The sequence below is a fragment of the Alcaligenes sp. LTN-3 genome (assembly GCF_059735605.1).
The window spans coordinates 164512-180921 of sequence record NZ_JCAPDN010000001.1 but is presented as its reverse complement, the minus strand read 5'-3'; the positions used below and the strand labels follow the sequence as shown (position 1 = coordinate 180921).

General features: G+C 57.5%; 15 protein-coding genes. 10 read left to right on the top strand and 5 right to left on the bottom strand.

Annotated elements, in window-relative coordinates:
* Positions 1–21 precede the first annotated feature (21 nt).
* The 3 genes from AC6I6N_RS00835 (at position 22) to AC6I6N_RS00825 (ending at position 4342) form a co-directional block, all read left to right on the top strand.
* Positions 22–1008: a FecR family protein gene (locus AC6I6N_RS00835; protein WP_497942648.1), complete on the top strand. Its 987-nt coding sequence runs from the start codon at positions 22–24 to the stop codon at positions 1006–1008.
* Between the two features lie 180 nt (positions 1009–1188).
* Positions 1189–3528, top strand: a complete 2340-nt coding sequence (locus AC6I6N_RS00830) for a TonB-dependent siderophore receptor (protein ID WP_406611851.1) — start codon at positions 1189–1191, stop codon at positions 3526–3528.
* A gap of 145 nt (positions 3529–3673) precedes the next feature.
* On the top strand, positions 3674–4342 hold the full coding sequence (locus tag AC6I6N_RS00825) for a metallophosphoesterase (RefSeq protein ID WP_108727232.1): 669 nt from the start codon (positions 3674–3676) through the stop codon (positions 4340–4342).
* Positions 4343–4742: 400 nt separating this feature from the next.
* Here the strand turns inward: AC6I6N_RS00825 and AC6I6N_RS00820 are convergent, their stop codons facing one another.
* From AC6I6N_RS00820 to AC6I6N_RS00805, 4 genes are read right to left on the bottom strand one after another with little or no spacing between them, the layout of a single operon-like run.
* Complete coding sequence (locus tag AC6I6N_RS00820; protein WP_249461797.1) at positions 4743–5831, bottom strand: c-type cytochrome; 1089 nt, start codon at positions 5829–5831, stop codon at positions 4743–4745.
* A 21-nt stretch (positions 5832–5852) separates the two neighbouring features.
* Positions 5853–6668: a c-type cytochrome gene (locus AC6I6N_RS00815; protein WP_125277608.1), complete on the bottom strand. Its 816-nt coding sequence runs from the start codon at positions 6666–6668 to the stop codon at positions 5853–5855.
* A gap of 8 nt (positions 6669–6676) precedes the next feature.
* Positions 6677–7327, bottom strand: a complete 651-nt coding sequence (locus AC6I6N_RS00810) for a cbb3-type cytochrome c oxidase subunit II (protein ID WP_094196201.1) — start codon at positions 7325–7327, stop codon at positions 6677–6679.
* A complete protein-coding gene (locus AC6I6N_RS00805) occupies positions 7324–8919 on the bottom strand; it encodes a cbb3-type cytochrome c oxidase subunit I (RefSeq protein WP_094196200.1) in 1596 nt (531 codons plus the stop codon). Before AC6I6N_RS00805 ends, AC6I6N_RS00810 begins: the two co-directional genes overlap by 4 nt.
* A gap of 253 nt (positions 8920–9172) precedes the next feature.
* On the opposite strand from AC6I6N_RS00805, the gene AC6I6N_RS00800 reads away from it, so the two are divergent.
* Both AC6I6N_RS00800 and AC6I6N_RS00795 read left to right on the top strand, forming a co-directional pair.
* Positions 9173–9835 (top strand): response regulator, encoded by a 663-nt coding sequence (locus tag AC6I6N_RS00800; RefSeq protein ID WP_497942642.1) that lies wholly within the window; start codon positions 9173–9175, stop codon positions 9833–9835.
* Between the two features lie 12 nt (positions 9836–9847).
* The gene (locus tag AC6I6N_RS00795; protein ID WP_321265961.1) at positions 9848–11209 is read left to right on the top strand and encodes an ATP-binding protein; all 1362 of its coding nucleotides are present in this window, start codon (positions 9848–9850) and stop codon (positions 11207–11209) included.
* 599 nt (positions 11210–11808) lie between these two features.
* On the opposite strand, the gene AC6I6N_RS00790 is transcribed toward AC6I6N_RS00795, so the two are convergent.
* Entirely contained in the window at positions 11809–12018 is a 210-nt protein-coding gene (locus AC6I6N_RS00790; protein ID WP_009461028.1) for a cold-shock protein, read from the bottom strand.
* 384 nt (positions 12019–12402) lie between these two features.
* Between AC6I6N_RS00790 and AC6I6N_RS00785 the strand changes: the two genes are divergently transcribed.
* The 5 genes from AC6I6N_RS00785 to AC6I6N_RS00765 all read left to right on the top strand — a co-directional run bounded on the left by AC6I6N_RS00785 (position 12403) and on the right by AC6I6N_RS00765 (position 16377).
* Positions 12403–13731 carry an FAD-dependent oxidoreductase gene (locus AC6I6N_RS00785; RefSeq protein ID WP_108727230.1) on the top strand — a complete coding sequence of 443 codons (1329 nt, stop codon included), beginning with the start codon at positions 12403–12405 and terminating at the stop codon, positions 13729–13731.
* Complete coding sequence (locus AC6I6N_RS00780; protein WP_094196180.1) at positions 13718–14221, top strand: thiosulfate oxidation carrier protein SoxY; 504 nt, start codon at positions 13718–13720, stop codon at positions 14219–14221. Before AC6I6N_RS00785 ends, AC6I6N_RS00780 begins: the two co-directional genes overlap by 14 nt.
* Positions 14222–14234: 13 nt before the next feature.
* Positions 14235–14561, top strand: a complete 327-nt coding sequence (soxZ, locus tag AC6I6N_RS00775; RefSeq protein WP_094196179.1) for a thiosulfate oxidation carrier complex protein SoxZ — start codon at positions 14235–14237, stop codon at positions 14559–14561.
* Positions 14562–14725: 164 nt separating this feature from the next.
* The gene (locus AC6I6N_RS00770; RefSeq protein WP_094198305.1) at positions 14726–15079 is read left to right on the top strand and encodes a c-type cytochrome; all 354 of its coding nucleotides are present in this window, start codon (positions 14726–14728) and stop codon (positions 15077–15079) included.
* Between the two features lie 2 nt (positions 15080–15081).
* On the top strand, positions 15082–16377 hold the full coding sequence (locus AC6I6N_RS00765; protein ID WP_203226739.1) for an NAD(P)/FAD-dependent oxidoreductase: 1296 nt from the start codon (positions 15082–15084) through the stop codon (positions 16375–16377).
* Positions 16378–16410: the final 33 nt, after the last annotated feature.

The following is a 16410-nucleotide window of genomic DNA, read 5'->3' as shown; positions in this document are numbered from 1 at the left end:
GTCGTACACAAAGCCCGCGCAATGACCCGCCCCTCTTTCTCCGACGAACTGGATCACCCCAGCGATGCCGCTCATTGGTTCGCCCGACTGCAATCGGGGCAAGCCAATGAACAGGATCACCAGGCATTTCACGCTTGGCTGGATGCCGATCCAGTCAACAAGCGTCGCTACCGCGAGGTGGAATACCTGTGGCGCGCCACCCAAGCCGTCCCGGATGAACGCCTGCGCAGCTTGCTACCCCATTCCCCTGGCCTTGTCCCGTCTCCCAAACGCCGCTACCTGACACTGGGTTTGGGCGCACTCGGCGTGCTGGCCCTGTCCGCTGGTGCCATCCATCAATCAGGCTGGTTCAGACCGGTAGAAGAAACGATGCAATGGCTTACCGCCAAAGGTGAGCGTCAACAAATCACCTTGCCTGATGGCTCTGTCATGGACTTGAATACCGACACCATTGCCCAGGCCCGTGTCTCTGCATCCAAGCGGGAAATCGAACTGCTCCAAGGCGAAGCTTTTTTTACCGTCCAGCACGACCAGACGCTGCCCTTTATCGTGCGTACCGACTTGGGCATCGTAACCGTCACCGGCACCCGCTTCAATGTGCGGCGGCTGGCAGACAGCCTGCAAGTCAGTGTTCAATCCGGTTCGGTCAAGGTGCAGTCCGGCCCTTGGTGGCGTCGTCAAGAACGCCTTTTGGGTGCGCAGCAACAAGTGCTGTTGCGCCAAGGTGCAGAGCCAGGCCACGTACTCACTACCGACGTGGAAAGCCTGACAGCCTGGCAGCGCGGCAAGATCATTTTCAAGAACACACCGTTGGAAGTGCTTGTACAAGAAATGGCTCGCTACCTACCCCAGCCTTTGACTTTGGACGCCCCTGCCCTGCGCCAGCACCGTGTTTCCGGCATTTTCGATATCGATCACCCCGAAACAGTGCTCAAAGCACTACCCGCTATTGCTCCAGTCCACATTCACCGCGACGCCTCAGGCGTGCAGCGCATCGTGGCACGCTAAAACAAGCCTCTCAGGGCCTGTTACAAAATAGTCATGATTCTCATTCCGGTACTTGGGTGCTTTGTGCGTCTAGGTAGGTGAAGGCGGCCATCCCCTGGAGGGCAGCCCCCTGAGTCCCTTTGGCCAAAGGCTGAGCGCGTCTATCGCGCGAGATATATTTTCATTGGAAAACGTAGGATCGTGAGCCCCTTTACCCCACGTCGTCGCCACTCGCCCCTTTTGCGGGCGAACTTGAGTGCCTTGACCATAAGCGTGAGTCTGGCCTTTAGCCTAGCCCCTTTTGCTGTGCAGGCCCAACACACTGTTTCTCTTCAAATCCCTGCCCAGCCTTTGGGCGATGCCCTACTGAAACTGGGCGAGCAGACCGCTTTGCAGATCTTTTTCTCTCAGGATGTGGTTGCTGGCCGTCAAGCCCCGGCCGTATCGGGCCGTCTGGCACCTGAGCAAGCTTTGCGCCAGTTGCTCGACGGCAGTGGCATCAACTACACCCGAGACGGCAACACGATCACCTTGTCAGCCGGTGTCACTCAGTTGACGCCGGTCACGATACGCCGTGCCCCCACAGACACTGCCGACAGCTACGTCGCACTGAGCAGCCGTGGTGGCAAGCTAGACGTGCCCTTGATCGAAACCCCACGTTCGGTCTCCATCGTCACGCAAAAGCAGTTAAAGATTCTGGCCCCACAAAGTATTGAGCGTGCCCTGGCTTACACCCCTGGCGTTCAGACTGACGTATCCGGCTCGGGGGACCTACGCATGAGTGGCGCAGTGATACGTGGCTTTAGTGACGGCAGTGCCTACTACAAGGATGGTTTGAAGCAGCTCTCGGCGGGCACCTATGGTTCCTGGAACGATGACATGGACAGCCTGGACAGCATCGAAGTGCTGAAAGGCCCGGCCTCGGTGCTGTATGGACAAGGACGCCCCGGCGGTGTGGTCAATGTGGTGTCCAAGCGCCCCACAGCCGAACACGTCAACAGTCTGGGCCTGGGCTATGGCAGCTACCAGCGCCGTCAATTGACGGCGGATATCGGTGGAACCTTGAATGACGACCAGTCCTTGCTGTATCGCCTGAACCTGTCCGGGCGCAAAAGCCATGGACGCACCATAGACTCACGCGACGATCGTGTCTCGGTGTCCCCCTCCCTGCTGTGGAAACTGTCCGACCGTACTAGCCTGACGCTTTTAGGCTCTTACTCGCGCGAACGCGGTACCCCCAAGTCCTGGTGGCCCAATCTGTTTTATTATCCCGAAGTGACCGACCTGCCGCTCAAACGCACCGCCGGGGATCCGGCGTTTGACTACTTCAACCGCGACACCAAATCCATAGGCTACGCTCTGGAGCATGACACCGAAAGCGGCTGGCGCTGGCGTCAGAACCTGCGCTATTCGGAAATCGACATTGATTACCGCCATATCTACGCCATGGCTGTTCTGGCAGACCAGCGCAGCATCTCCCGAGCCAGCCTGGCCCAGGAAACCAAAGGTCGTACCTTCACCGTAGACAGCCGGGTCGGCAAGGACTTTAACTGGGGGCCACTGGAGCACACATTGGAATTGGGCGTGGACTATCTGCGCTACAAAGAAAACGACGGTTTGGGCTTTGGCTGGAACGTGCCGGATCTGGATATGCTCGACCCGGTATACGGGCTATCCATTGCGCCGCCCGAACTGGATTACTCCGAGCGCGATCTGAAGCAGACCGGCATTTACATGCTGAACCAGTTGAAATGGGACAAGTGGGTCGCCAATGTCAGCTTGCGCCACGACACCGCTCGCACCGTACAAAGCAGTGCGACGCAGCCTCGCATGACGGACCGCGCCACCACCGGCAGTGCGGGTTTGCTGTATCTGTTCGACAATGGTGTAGCTCCGTACATTAGCTATTCCACCGCCTTTGATCCGACCACAGGGCGAGCCGCAAATGGCACGGCGTTCAAGCCCCGCGAGGGCAAGCAGTACGAAGCCGGTGTCAAATACCAGCCACCGGGTACCGATGCCCTGATTACCGCTGCGGTGTTTGATCTGCGCCAGACCAATGTCACCACACCCGATCCGAACTTCCCGCGCTTTAGCGTACAGACAGGCGAAGTACGATCCACGGGGATTGAACTGGAAGCCAAACTGCCCATTACGTCTGAGCTAAACCTGATGGCAGGCTATACCTATCTGGACCCACGGACCACGAAAAGCGAGCGTCCGGCGGAGATTGATCGGCAGACATTACAAACCGCACGTCAGACCGCCAGCCTGTGGTTGGACTATCGGCCCCAGCAGATTCAGGGTTTGATGGTAGGGGCGGGTGTACGGTATCGGGGCAAGTCGCCCAATGATGTACGGCCCGATGGCAGTCTGAACGACAACCCCTCTTTCACCTTGGCAGATATGGCGGTGGCCTATGAGACCTCCCGCTATCGGGTGGCCTTGAACGTCAACAATGTATTCAACAAGAAGTACTACACCGGCCAATTCCGGGGCATGGAGCGCGAGGTGATGTTGAACATGAATCTGTATTGGTAAGGCTGTTGCTGGACATGGGCCTGTCTTGCCTGGCAAGCACGACTTGCTCTGACTGAGTGCAGCGGCAGGCCGCGTCTTTCTTGACTCGGTCTGCCACTCTGAGTACCGTGATGAGCACGTTTCACCTAGTCTGGGTCTCATCATCATGCAGGTAGCACGCTTTAGTCAGAACACCCTGGGACGCGATATTGCGGTTGGCGATATTCACGGTTGCTTCACCAAGCTGCACGCCTCTTTAAAGCGGATTCGCTTTGATCCGTCCAAGGATCGGCTTTTTTCGGTGGGAGATCTGGTGGATCGCGGCCCGGAGTCGCACCATGTTCTAGGGTGGTTGGACCTGCCCTGGTTTCATGCAATTTGTGGCAATCACGAACAACTGACTTGGCGGCGCGCGGTTGGGCAAGCTATTCAAGAGGTTGATCACCGTGTGCATGGCGGGCTCTGGCTGGATGATTGCACTCCGGACGAACAATCCATTATTGCGCAGCGTCTGCAAGCCCTGCCTTTAGCAATGGAAATTGAAACGCCATTGGGTTTGGTGGGGATGGTCCATGCCGACTTTCCCTACGATGATTGGCAACACATCCATACCGAGAGTTTTGATGCCCATGACCGCCATGTCTGTATGTGGTCCAGGGACCGCTATGTGACTGGCTACGATGGCATGGTCAATGGCCTCCGGGCCTTAGTGCATGGACACCAGACAACGCACAAGATGCGGCAATTGGGGAATGTGTTTTTCATTGATACCGGCGGGTGGCTGGATCATGGGCATTTCACCTTGCTGGATTTGAAGCGTTTGGTGGCTTTGTAGGTGCTTTTGTTTTCGATTACGGATTGTGAGTGCAAGATTAGTCTCTGGGGAAACGCTGTTTCGGTCCTGCTGAGGTGTCGGGGCTGAGCACTGGCCGGCGCTACGCACCGGCAAGGAGCCAAGCCCAGAGGACGGCCCCCCGGCCCAGACAGGCGTTTTCACGAAGCACTATCTAAACAAGCAGCCTCTACGTTTTTTGTCTCCATACACAGCAAACCCCCAGCTCAACACACAAACAGCCTAGCCCCCAGCAACCAAGAAACCGAAGAAGAAGAAGAAGAAGAAGAAGAAGAAGAAGAAGAAGAAGAAGAAGAAGAAGAAGCCAAAACAAAACCGCCTCGGTTCCCAAAAGAAACTGAGGCGGTCTCACCGTCAGACAAACAGCCAACAGGCCAAAGGCTTACTTCTCCACACCTCCACCCAAAATCACGCCGTTCACTTCCTTGCCGTAGTAACTTTCCTCGCCATCGTGAAACTCTGCACGCGCTTGCTCAACCGTCCCCTTCTGACGGGCATCCTTGGGACGCTCATGACTATTGATATACGCCGCTACGTCCCACGCATCCTGATCGGACAAGGAGAACGGTTTACCCAAAGGCATATTGGCCTTGATAAAACCGGCAGCCGTATCAATCCGTGCCATCCCCGCTCCCCAGTTGTAGGAGTTGGCCCCCCACAAGGGCGGGAACACCACACCACTTTCGGCATCCTTCTGTCCCTGACCGTCCACCGCGTGACACAACACACAGTTGTTGGTGTAAACCTCTTTACCCCGCGCGACGTCATAGCCCAGCTCGGTCTTTTTAAGTTTGGGAAAACCAGCACCCGGCAGCTTCTGCCCCGTCGGCGCCCCATCGGACATCCAGTACATATAAGTCATCAGGTCACGATACACATCACTGCCAGCGGGCGGCGCAACACCCGAAGGCGAAGCTTGGGCGTTCATCGAATACGTGAAACAGCCCATGATGCGATCTTCCAGGGTACTGATGGCCTTGGTCTTGGAGCGATACGCCGGGTAACGAATATACGCGCCCCACATGGGTGCCGAGTGCTCACGGCGTCCCGCATCCAGGTGGCAGTTCACACAGGCCAGGGTGTTGCCCACGTGATCCGACACGGTCGTGGAGGTTTCCATAAAAATAGTGCGACCGCGACGAACCGCTTCACCATAAGGGGTATCCGGAATGCTGCTCTCTGCAGGGGGCAGGTAATACCCATCTGCCCCCACCGGCAGCCCGGCGGTCACCGCTAACTTATCCTTGCTTTGGGTCTTGCGATCCGCTTCCATCGCCGCACGACTATAGGTAGCCTCACCCAGTTGAGAGGTTCCCTCATCGGGCGATCCCAGCGAAAACGACAGCCAGCCCTTGGCATTCAAGCCATAGCCAATTGCAAAAAGCAGCACACCAATGCCGGCCCCCCAGGCCAGCCTGCGTCCACCCGACATAGCGGATTTGCTGCGACCATTGTGTTGAGTGTCTTTCATGAAAAGCTCTCTGTTCTGATCTTATTTCGCCTGCTTGCCATCGGCGGGCAGCGAGGCGGCATAGTAGGAAACCGCATACAAGTCCTCGTAGGACAAACGCGAGGCAATATCGTCCATCAGGTTTTGCGGCGAGTTGTGGCGATGCCCGCCCTTCCAGGCCGACAACTGGCTGAACAAGTACTCGGCTTGTTGCGCGGCCAAAGGAGGGAAAGAAGCGCCCACACCTTCACCCTGACTACCGTGACAACTAATGCAGGCTGGTACGTTCTGCTTCCAGTCCCCTTGATGAAACAGGACTTCGCCACGGGCTAGGTTCGCATCCGAACTAGGCACATTAATGAGAGGTGCAGGCAGTGTGGCGTAATAGCTAGCCAGCTCTTTCATATCGTCCGGCTTCAAGCCACGAGCCACATACTGCATGGACTCGTTCAGGCGTGTCCCGTTGGCAAAATCCTCCAGTTGCTTGAGCAGATACGCTTCTGGCATACCGGCCAAACGTGGCGTGATGCCCGCACCTTCACCCGCCTCGCCGTGACAGGAAGCACAACTCCACACACTGCCCTGCCCGGAATGCACCAGCACAGGGGCATCCTTCAAAGCGGCAATAGCGGGTACCACGGGAGCCCCGCCCGCGTTGGCAACAACAAGGGGGGCGGTCGGTTCATCGGGCGCAGCATGCGGCGCCAGATCGTGCAGGTACAGGCCCACACCTGCCAAAGCCAAGGCAAACAGCACAGCCAGCAGAAAAATCGGAATGGGGCGAGGCGGCTCCCAGGGCTCGAAAGTGGGGTCGATGTTCTCGACCTGAGGCGAACTAGAAACTTTTTTCATTGTCATGACTTGTCCTATTTAGCGCCCGAGTCCGTCGAGACTTCAGCGGGGCGACGATCGTAGCCTCGATCGCGTTTATCCAGTTCCTGAGCCGTGGTCGCATAGGTGCGATCCAGCGCCAACAGATACGCCACCAAATCCAGGGCCTCCTTACGGGCAACCACGTGTTTGCCCGCTGGCTGCAAGGATTCTGGCAAACGCACGACCACGTCACCTTCAGCCAGTTGATCTTTCAGCTCGAACATATAGGGGTAGGACGGCATCAAGCTCCAGTCAAAAATCGCACGAGGCTGATACAAATGGGTCAAATGCCAGTCACGGCTTTTCATGCGCGCCCCCACGTTGAACAGGTCCGGACCAGTACGCATGGTGCCCAGCAAGTGAGGCGAGTCGTAGAAGTAATCGCCCGGAGTGGACGCACGGCCCCAGCCATGTGAGGTGTCAAACAAAGTTTGACCCGTGGAGCGTGGCTGCTGGCTGTGGCAGTACAAACAGCCGTTGGCCACGTACGCCTCACGTCCCAACAACTGCTGAGCGGTATAAGGTTTCAGCGGCTCGGGCGGTTCCGAGGTACGCAGTTGCCAGGCTGGCAGAATCACCAGCATCAAGGTCGCCAACAGCAACACGCCAATGGCCCCGATCAGTAAAGGTAAGAGTCGATTCATGACGCATCTGCCTGAGCAAGAGTAGGAGTCGCATTAACAGCGGAGTCTTTGCGCAACAAGAGCAAGGCAAAGTGAGCCGCAAAAATGAAGTGGCCCAAGGTCATCATGGTGCCGCCAATGGAGCGGGCTTCCAGATACGGAACCATCTTGCGAGTGATCTCGCCAAAGCTTGAACCAGGGTCCATCAAGCCCATGCCCTGCACCACACCGGCAATGCTCAGGGCCAGTACGTAAATCGTGAAGCCTGCGGTCACCAGCCAGAAATGGGTTTTAATCAGGGCCGGAAAGGGCCAGCGACGTCCCAGAATGTGCGGCATCATGTAATACAGCGTGCCGAACATCACCATGGACACAAAGCCGTAGGCACCCAGGTGGGCGTGACCGACGGTGTAATGCGTAAAGTGCGTGACCGAATTCACCGAGCGAATCGCTTCCAGCGAACCCTGGAAGGAGGACAAGGTGTACATCAGCGCACCAATCCACACGAAACGCAGGGCCATGGATTGCTTGAAGGCCCACAGGTTCTGCGCAACGGTCACGTGCTGGTTAATCGCCACGGCAATCACCGGCACAAACATCATGATGCTGTGTACTACGGACAAGGTAACAGCCCAGGTTGGCACCGGTCCGCCCATCAAGTGGTGAATACCGACCTGGCTATAGAACAGCGCCAGACTCCAGAAACCCAGCAAGGACACGTTGTAGGAATACACGGGTTTGCCGATGATTTTGGGGATGATGTAGTAAGCCGCGCCCACACCCATAGGCGTCAACCACAGACCCAACACGTTGTGAGCAAACCACCAGTTCACCGTTGCCTGCTGGGCACCGATATGCAGACCAGGGATGTTGGACACCAGAAACAGAAAGGGAAACCAGACCATGCCGGCCAGGAAGTACCAGCCTGACACGTAGATGTGACGCGACTTGCGGTTCGCTGCGGTCTCAATCGCAGGCCAGGCCAGGAAAAAGCCTCCTACCGCCAGCAAAATGTCGATCTGCCAGGGAAATTCCAGCCACTCGATCCCGTCAGACCAACCATTGGCCACGGCAATCGTGCCACCCAATACGCCCAGGGTCCACAGCGCGGCGCCAAAATACACCATATTGGGGCGACGCAAAGGCGTATGAAAAATACGCGGCAACAGCCACAGGGCCACACCAATCCCAGTCACCGACAGCCAGCCATAGGCCACGATGTTCAGGTGCAAGGTCCGCGCACGGCCAAAGGTCACTTGGGCCACATCGGCCAACCAGTCGGGCCAATGCAGTTTCAACGACGCCATCACACCAAACACCGAACCGATCAGCAGCCAGGTAATCCCGACGGTAACCAGCAGCAGAACCGGCCCCCGACCACTGCGGTCAATACCCGCGCGTAAAACGTCAAAACGATGGGTCTGTGCTTCGTTCTCCCCCCCAAAGGAAGCACTATCATCCGGCTGCCCAAGCTCACCTTTCATGAAGATGGTCTCGGCTTCGTTCTTCCCAACGAAAATCAGCTTGTTTGCTACGGCCCAGACAAGAATGCCCAGTGCCACCAAAGAGGCGACAAAACTGGTCGCCAGTAATATTCCTAATATAGGAGTCATGTGAGTTAATACCCGATATCTGTCATGCGGCTAAGCCTAAAGAAACGTCATTGCCCAAGCCGGTTTTATTAAAAAAGTAAGTACCGAGATACAAATGCAATGCAATCTCCTTCACAGTAGAGGATCAGGATTAAGGCCAAATTAAGAGAATTTCTCCTCTCGCCCCTACCTTCAAGACTGCTAACATGAACGCCGAAATGTAATAAAAATCAGGCTTTACCTGCACAAGCCGCATTCGCTACAGGGGGAGAGAATGCACGTTTTACTTGTTGAAGATGATGCGCTTGTCGCCAGCGGAATTGTGGCGGGCCTGCGACTGCACGGACTGACCGTGGACCACGTGGACACAGCCAGCCTGGCCGACACCGCCTTGCTGTCTTCGCACTTTGATGTCTGTATTCTGGATCTGGGCTTGCCCGATCAGGACGGGCTGACGCTGCTGCGCCGCTGGCGCGACCAAGGCCGCAAATTGCCCATTCTGATTCTGACGGCCCGCGATGCCCTGCATCATCGGGTCGAAGGACTGCTGGGCGGGGGCGATGATTACGTCATCAAACCTTTTGACCTGGACGAATTGCTGGCCCGTCTGCATGTCTTGACACGACGAGTCGCTGGCCATGAAACCGATTGCATTGAATATGGACGGCTCAGTTTCTGTGCCTCCACCGGCCACGTCACACTGGATGGCAAGCCGGTCAGCCTGGCGCGCCGCGAACTGTCCTTGCTGCGCGCCTTGCTCAATAAGCCCCACACCATCCTGAGTGCCGAACAGCTATGCGACAGCATCTATGGCTATGACCAGGATCTGGAAAGCAATGCCATCAATGTGCATATCTACCATTTGCGCCGCAAGCTGGGCAGCCATATTGTCCAGACCGTGCGCGGCCTGGGCTACAAACTGGGGCCTGCCGGCTAGGTATTGAACGCCATGAGCTTACGCCTTCGATTGCTGCTGATTATCGGCATTTCCCTGACCGTACTCTGGAGCGCAGTCGCCACCTGGATGCTGATGGATGCGCGTCACTCTTTGCGAGAGGCGCTGGATAGCCGACTGGCCGCATCGGCCCGCATGGTGGCCGGACTGGTCGCCCAGTTCCCGAATTTGCAGGAGCTGGCCCAATCGGCACAGCAACCTTTGGACATCATTGCCCGTGACGGGGTCGCCTGCGAGATCAGCGTGGTGCGCAGCGAAGTGGAAATCCAGGCTGTCAGCCGTACTGCAGGCAGCCCCGACATGTCGCAAGTGGCTTTGGGTTTTGGTACACACGTGCATGGCGGCAAGCGCTGGCGCACTTTTGTGTTGCGTGAAGGCCATATCCAGATTGCCGCCGCCGACAGTATCGAGATACGCGAATCGCTAGTGCGGGAAATCATGCTCTCGGCCGGTCTGCCCTTTGTGGTGGCCTTGTTTGGCAGCCTGCTGCTGTTATGGATTGGTATCGGTCACGGCTTGGCCCCACTGGAGCGGATTCGGGATTTGCTGTCGCGCCGCCGTCCAGGTGACGACAGCCCGCTACCCAAAGTCAAAGCCCCGATTGAGCTGCAACCCTTGCTGCGAACCATTGAAGAACTGCTGGAGCGACAACAAGCCGCCATCATGCGCGAGCGCCGCTTTACCGACAGCGCCGCCCACGAGCTACGCACCCCGTTAACAGGCATCAAAACCCATATTCAAGTTGCTCATCTGGCCGCCCAACGCCCTGGAGAGCGCAACACGCTGGATACGGCCTTGAGTCAGGCCGATCAAGGCGTGCAGCAGCTACAGAACATTTTGCAGCGACTGCTGGAGCTGGCCCGACTGGACGGTCAGGGCGCCAGTCAGGAAAGCAGCCAGGCGGACGAGGCCGTGTATGCTGCCTTGCATGCGCTTAAAGCCATTTACGGCGACACCATAGACCAAATCACGCTGGATATACGCAGCAAACCAGGCCCGGTGAAAATTGAAAAATCCCTGCTGACAGTGGCCATACAGAACCTGATCGACAATGCCTTGCGCTACACCAAAGCGCAGCAGTCCATCAGTCTGCGGATTGAAGCGGGAGAACCGGGTTACTTGCGTATCAGCGTGCTGGATCATGGCCCCGGCTTGAGCGACAGCGAGCGGGATATGGCCATGAACCGTTTTTGGCGCGGTTCGCAGCAGCAGGCGGGGTATGGGCTGGGCTTATCCATCGTGAACGCCATCGCTACCCAGCATGGCGGCACGCTGGAACTGCTGAATCGTCAAGGCGGGGGGCTGGAAGCGCGTCTGACCGTGCCAATCGGTGCGCCAAGGCCGCTCTATAACTAACGTCGCTGTTGCTCCCCAGCATCTGGCCTATTACTTGTGAAGCACGAAACGCTGATTGCTGATTGCTGATTGCTGATTGCTGATTGCTGATTGCTGATTGCTGATTGCCGAGCAGTCTACGGGCACAACGCCCGTTCTAGCCTAGTCAGACATCCTCGAACACACCGGCTGAAACCGAGTCAAGCGACAAAAAAAGCCCCCACGCTGCGCCTTCGGCTTGCGCTCCACCTCGCGGCTTGTATGCCGCTCGGATTCGCTAGGCACACAGCAGTCCACAATGGACTGCTGTGTGTCCAGGCTCATCCCCGAGGGGGAGGTTTCGCCGGGGGCGCCGAGCCTTGGGGCGGCACGGCGACAAAAAAGCCCCCACGCTGCGCCTTCGACTTGCGCTCCACCTCGCGGCTTGTATGCCGCTCGGATTCGCTAGGCACACAGCAGTCCGCAATGGACTGCTGTGTGTCCAGGCTCATCCCCGAGGGAGAGGTTTCGCCGGGGGCGCCGAGCCTTGGGGCGGCCCGGCGACAAAAAAAGGCCGGAGCCCCTAAGGGTCCGGCCTTTTCAGTTTGACGCGGTGCTTGCCTGTTCAGGCAAGCCCATCATCAAAGAATTTGGATTTTAGTTGCGCATGGGCCTTTTTGGCCTGCACCTTCGATGAAGGAAACGCGTTGGTTCTCTTCCAGAGTTTTGAACCCGGTTCCCTGAATTTCACTGTGGTGTGCGAAGAGATCCTTGCCGCCGTTCTCCGGCACGATGAATCCGAAGCCTTTTTCGCTGTTGAACCACTTCACAATACCAATTTCTGTCTTCAAAATAAGTCCTAAATGTAATAACGAACAGAGAAAATAATTTTCCCTCCCAGAACTATCCTCTGATTTTGTTCACAAAGATAGCTCCGTTACTTTTAAATCCAAAAAATCCGGCTTTTCTGTTGTTTCCTGAGCGTTTTTAAGCGTTAACCCTTACCCACAAACCAGCGTAGCCGGCCCTTGGGCAGCCTGCCTTGATGACCCGCCCCTCCCCTAAATAAGCACCGCCGCTGCGCCGCTCCTGACCGGTGTTTGACTCCCGTTCCAGCGGCATCGCCCGGCAAAAAACCCCACGCATCCCCAGCACTCTTGGCTATACTGGCTCGCACAAAGCGGTCCACTTATCCTGATTGACGTGTGTCATGTCATGATCACGAGGAACATACAATGAATCGTAGAAACTTCCTGCTGGCCACCCCAGCCGCCGCACTTGGAACGCTGGTTCTGCCCTCCACCAGCCTCTCTGCCCCCGCCATCATCACCAACACCAGCCAAATCCTGCCACGCCACACCAAAGGCCCGCGCATTGTCATTTGTGGCGGCGGTTGGGGTGGCATGACAGCTGCCAAATACCTGTCCAAACTGGTGCCGCAGGCGCAAGTGGTACTGATCGAGCGCAACCCCACGTTCTGGTCCGGCCCCATGAGTAACAAGTGGCTGATTGACATCGTCAACACCGACTTTCTGAACCACGACATGCTGGCGCCGTCCATCAAGTACGGTTACAGCCTGGTGCACGCCGAAGTCACCGCCATCGAACGCGACAAGAAAACCGTGCGCACCACCCAGGGCGCGCTGGAATACGATTACCTGATCCTGTCGGGCGGCATACGCAATGCCTACGATGCCTGGTTCGGCAATGACACCTACGCGGCAGAATACACACGCCAACACTTCCCCAATGCCTACATCCCGAATGCCGAGATGTTTGCCTTAAAGAACAAGCTCAAAGCCTTCAAGGGTGGCACCATTGTGATGACGCTGCCCCCGCCGCCCCATCGCTGCCCGCCCTCACCCTACGAACGGGCCTGTTTGATGGCCTGGCATATCAAGACCAACAAGATTCCGGGCAAGATCATTATTCTGGACCCCAAACCCACCATCGCCCCCATTGGCGAAGGCTACCGCGCGGCCTTCCAGGAGTTGTATCCGGACATCATCACCCACGTGCCCAATGCCCGAGTGCGAGAGGTTGATCCCTTCAAGAAACACATCAAAACCACCGCCGGCGACTTTGATTTTGACGACGCCGTGCTGATGCCCCCGCACCAGGCCGCCGATATGGTCTGGAATGCAGGTTTGGTCGGCACGGGGCCTGACGGCAAACCCACAGGCTGGGCCAATATTGACCCACGCCTGTTCACCGCCCGTGACGACGACCATGTTTACGTGGTCGGGGACTCCATGGGCTTTATTTCCGACCAGTTCGGCCACTATCCCAAGAGCGCCCACGTGGCGCACGCGGTGGCCAAGATCGTTTCCCAGAATCTGGCCGAACGTATCGCGGGCAAGGAAGTGGTACCCGTCCTACCCGACAACCTGTGCTACATGATGGTCAACGGGGATCCGCAAGAGGAAATCTCGGTCAAGTTTGAATACGAACTGGACGCAAGCGGCAAGGTTCTGCAAACGCAGATTGATATGGATGTCCGTACCCCCGACCTTGTTCAAGAAGACTTCCAGTGGATCCAGAGCCGTTTCAATGACTTCCTCTAAACTTCCTTCCCGTTTTGTCCGCCGCCGCCAGCTTTTGCTGGGCAGTGCGGCCGGGCTGGGCGCCGCCTGGCTACCCATCAATTTGCATGCGCAAGTCGCCTTTGATCAATTGCTGAAACCAGCCACTGCGGCCCAGGTGCAAGCCATTGTGGACGAGTTCCTGAAAGGCGCCAGCCCAGAAGAAAAAGGCATGAAGCTGGAGATGCCCGCTCTGGGCGACAACCCCGCCGCTGTGCCGGTCAAAGTGGTGCTGGACTTGCCAGCAAGCGACGATGTGTACTGCCAGGAGCTGATTATTCTGGCCCAGGGCAACCCGCACCCGCTGGCCTGCCGTTTCAACTTCACGGCCCTGGCCGGAACAACGGAAGTTGCCGTTCGCCTGCGCCTGATTGAAACCCAAACCATCCGCGCCCTGGCTCGCTTGAACGATGGCCGTGTCCTAAGCGCCCAGCATCACATTACCGTGACGGCTGGCGGTTGCGGCATGTAAACAAGGGGTACTCATGAGTAAACCACGTATCTGGATCAGCAATGCCACGCCCAAGGCGGGCGAAATGGTGCGCGTGCGCGCCCTGGTCGAACACCGCATGGAAAGTGGCCTGCGCTTAAGTAAAGACGGCCAGGTTGTGCCACGCAACATCATCCACGAATTCAAGGCCACCTTGAACGGCGAGCCCTTGTTCAACTGGTTTCCAGAAACAGCGATCTCCCAAAACCCGTACATTGAATTCACCTTTGTCGCGCGGCACTCCGGGGCACTGGAAATGAGCTGGACGGACGATCAAGGCGCCGTCATTACGGGCCAGACTGCGCTGAGCATCAGCGGCTGACTGCGGGCCACTTGCTGCCAGACGCCCTGACCTGCCCCACTCAGCGCCCCTACCGGGCGCTGAGTTCATAACAGCGCTCTATATAGTCATACAGGGTGGGCTTAACGGTAATGCTACGCTGGCGTCCTTTCCTACAACGAAGCACATTGACAAGAAGCATGCCCATGTCCCTCTCTCTGGTAGGTCGTCTCCTTATTGCCCCCGCCTTGTTAGCGGCCAGCAGCGCCGCCGCGCCGGCCTGGGCCAGTTCCACACTGGACATCAAAACGGTGGCCAGCTCCTGTGCGAACTGTCACGGCCCAGATGGGCGTTCCACAACCCTCATTCCTTCGTTGGCAGGCCGTCCCGAAGCCACCTTGCTGGAACAGTTGCGCGCCTTTGCCTCGGACACGCCCCCAGCGGGCACCACCATCATGAGTCGTCTGGTCAAAGGCTACCAGGACGCAGACCTGGAGGCCCTGGCACGTCATTTCTCTGAAATTCCTTCTACCCCACGCAGCGTTGCGCAAGGACGTTAAGCATGAGCACCCCCTTGAACTCCTCTCGTCGCCAATGGCTGAGCCGTGTCGGTAAAACCAGTGTGGCTGGCCTGGCCCTGAGCACCTTGCCCGTGTACGCACGCAGCAGTTCGGCCCATGTGATTGTGGTCGGTGGCGGCTTTGGCGGTGCAACGGCTGCCCGCTACTTGAAGCGCGGTGATCCATCCCTGAAAGTGACCTTGATTGAACCGGCCACCACTTTCTACACCTGCCCTTTCACCAATCTGTATCTGGCCGGCTTGCGCCGTTTTGAACAGCAAGGCCACGGCTTTGACGATTTGCGCGCCGCCGGGATTGAGGTCATTCACGACCTGGCCACCGCCGTCGACTCCCAAGCCAAGACCGTGACCCTGGCCAAGGGCCAGAAGCTGTCTTACGACAAGCTGCTGCTCTCGCCCGGTATTGATTTTCGCTGGAACACGCTGGAAGGCTATGACCAGGCCGCTTCCTTGCTGGCCCCGCACGCCTGGAAAGCGGGCGATCAAACCCGTTTGCTGAAAAGCCAGCTCGATGCCATGCCCAATGGCGGCACCTTCATTATGGTGGCCCCCGAAAATCCCTTCCGCTGCCCGCCCGGCCCGTACGAGCGCGCCAGCATGGTGGCTCACTACTTCAAACAGCACAAACCCAAATCCAAGATTCTGATTCTGGATGCCAAAGACGGCTTTTCCAAACAAGGCCTGTTCCAGGACGGCTGGAAACAGGTCTACGGCGACATGATCGAATGGGTGCCCTTTTCCAAAGACGGCAAAGTCGCCCGCGTGGATGCCGTCAAACTAAGCGTAGAGACCGAGTTTGGCGAAATCCACAAGGCCGATGTGCTGAACGTCATCCCACCTCAAAAAGCCGGAGCCATTGCCGAGCAGGCCGGTGTCACCAACGCCAGTGGCTGGGTGCCCATTGACCCGCATACCTTCGAGTCCGAGCAGGTCAAGGACATCTATGTGGTGGGCGATGCCACCATTGCCTCGCCCATGCCCAAGTCGGGTTTCTCGGCCAATACACAGGCCAAGCTGGCAGCGGCTTCCATCATTAATGCCTTAAGCGGCAAGCCTGCGCCCCAGGCTACGCTAAGCAATACCTGCTACAGTCTGATCGCCCCCGACTATGGCATTTCCGTGGGGCACTTGTACGCCTTTGCCGATGACAAGTTGGCCGAAGCCTCCGGCGGGGTCAGCCCCAAAGAAGCCAGCCCGGCCTTCCGTAAGCAAGAAGCCCAGTATGGCGAGGCCTGGTATGCCGCGATCAGTCGTGACATCTGGGGCACCAAAGGCTAAGTGTTCATAACCCGGTCCTAACCAGCAGCGCAC

Bases quoted from the DNA above. Each gene is read 5' to 3' on its own strand.
- AC6I6N_RS00835 (WP_497942648.1), top strand. From the start codon at position 22: ATGACCCGCCCCTCTTTCTCCGACGAACTGGATCACCCCAGCGATGCC.
- AC6I6N_RS00825 (WP_108727232.1), top strand. From the start codon at position 3,674: ATGCAGGTAGCACGCTTTAGTCAGAACACCCTGGGACGCGATATTGCG.
- AC6I6N_RS00820 (WP_249461797.1), bottom strand. From the start codon at position 5,831: ATGAAAGACACTCAACACAATGGTCGCAGCAAATCCGCTATGTCGGGT.
- AC6I6N_RS00815 (WP_125277608.1), bottom strand. From the start codon at position 6,668: ATGACAATGAAAAAAGTTTCTAGTTCGCCTCAGGTCGAGAACATCGAC.
- AC6I6N_RS00810 (WP_094196201.1), bottom strand. From the start codon at position 7,327: ATGAATCGACTCTTACCTTTACTGATCGGGGCCATTGGCGTGTTGCTG.
- AC6I6N_RS00805 (WP_094196200.1), bottom strand. From the start codon at position 8,919: ATGACTCCTATATTAGGAATATTACTGGCGACCAGTTTTGTCGCCTCT.
- AC6I6N_RS00800 (WP_497942642.1), top strand. From the start codon at position 9,173: ATGCACGTTTTACTTGTTGAAGATGATGCGCTTGTCGCCAGCGGAATT.
- AC6I6N_RS00795 (WP_321265961.1), top strand. From the start codon at position 9,848: ATGAGCTTACGCCTTCGATTGCTGCTGATTATCGGCATTTCCCTGACC.
- AC6I6N_RS00785 (WP_108727230.1), top strand. From the start codon at position 12,403: ATGAATCGTAGAAACTTCCTGCTGGCCACCCCAGCCGCCGCACTTGGA.
- AC6I6N_RS00780 (WP_094196180.1), top strand. From the start codon at position 13,718: ATGACTTCCTCTAAACTTCCTTCCCGTTTTGTCCGCCGCCGCCAGCTT.
- soxZ (WP_094196179.1), top strand. From the start codon at position 14,235: ATGAGTAAACCACGTATCTGGATCAGCAATGCCACGCCCAAGGCGGGC.
- AC6I6N_RS00770 (WP_094198305.1), top strand. From the start codon at position 14,726: ATGTCCCTCTCTCTGGTAGGTCGTCTCCTTATTGCCCCCGCCTTGTTA.
- AC6I6N_RS00765 (WP_203226739.1), top strand. From the start codon at position 15,082: ATGAGCACCCCCTTGAACTCCTCTCGTCGCCAATGGCTGAGCCGTGTC.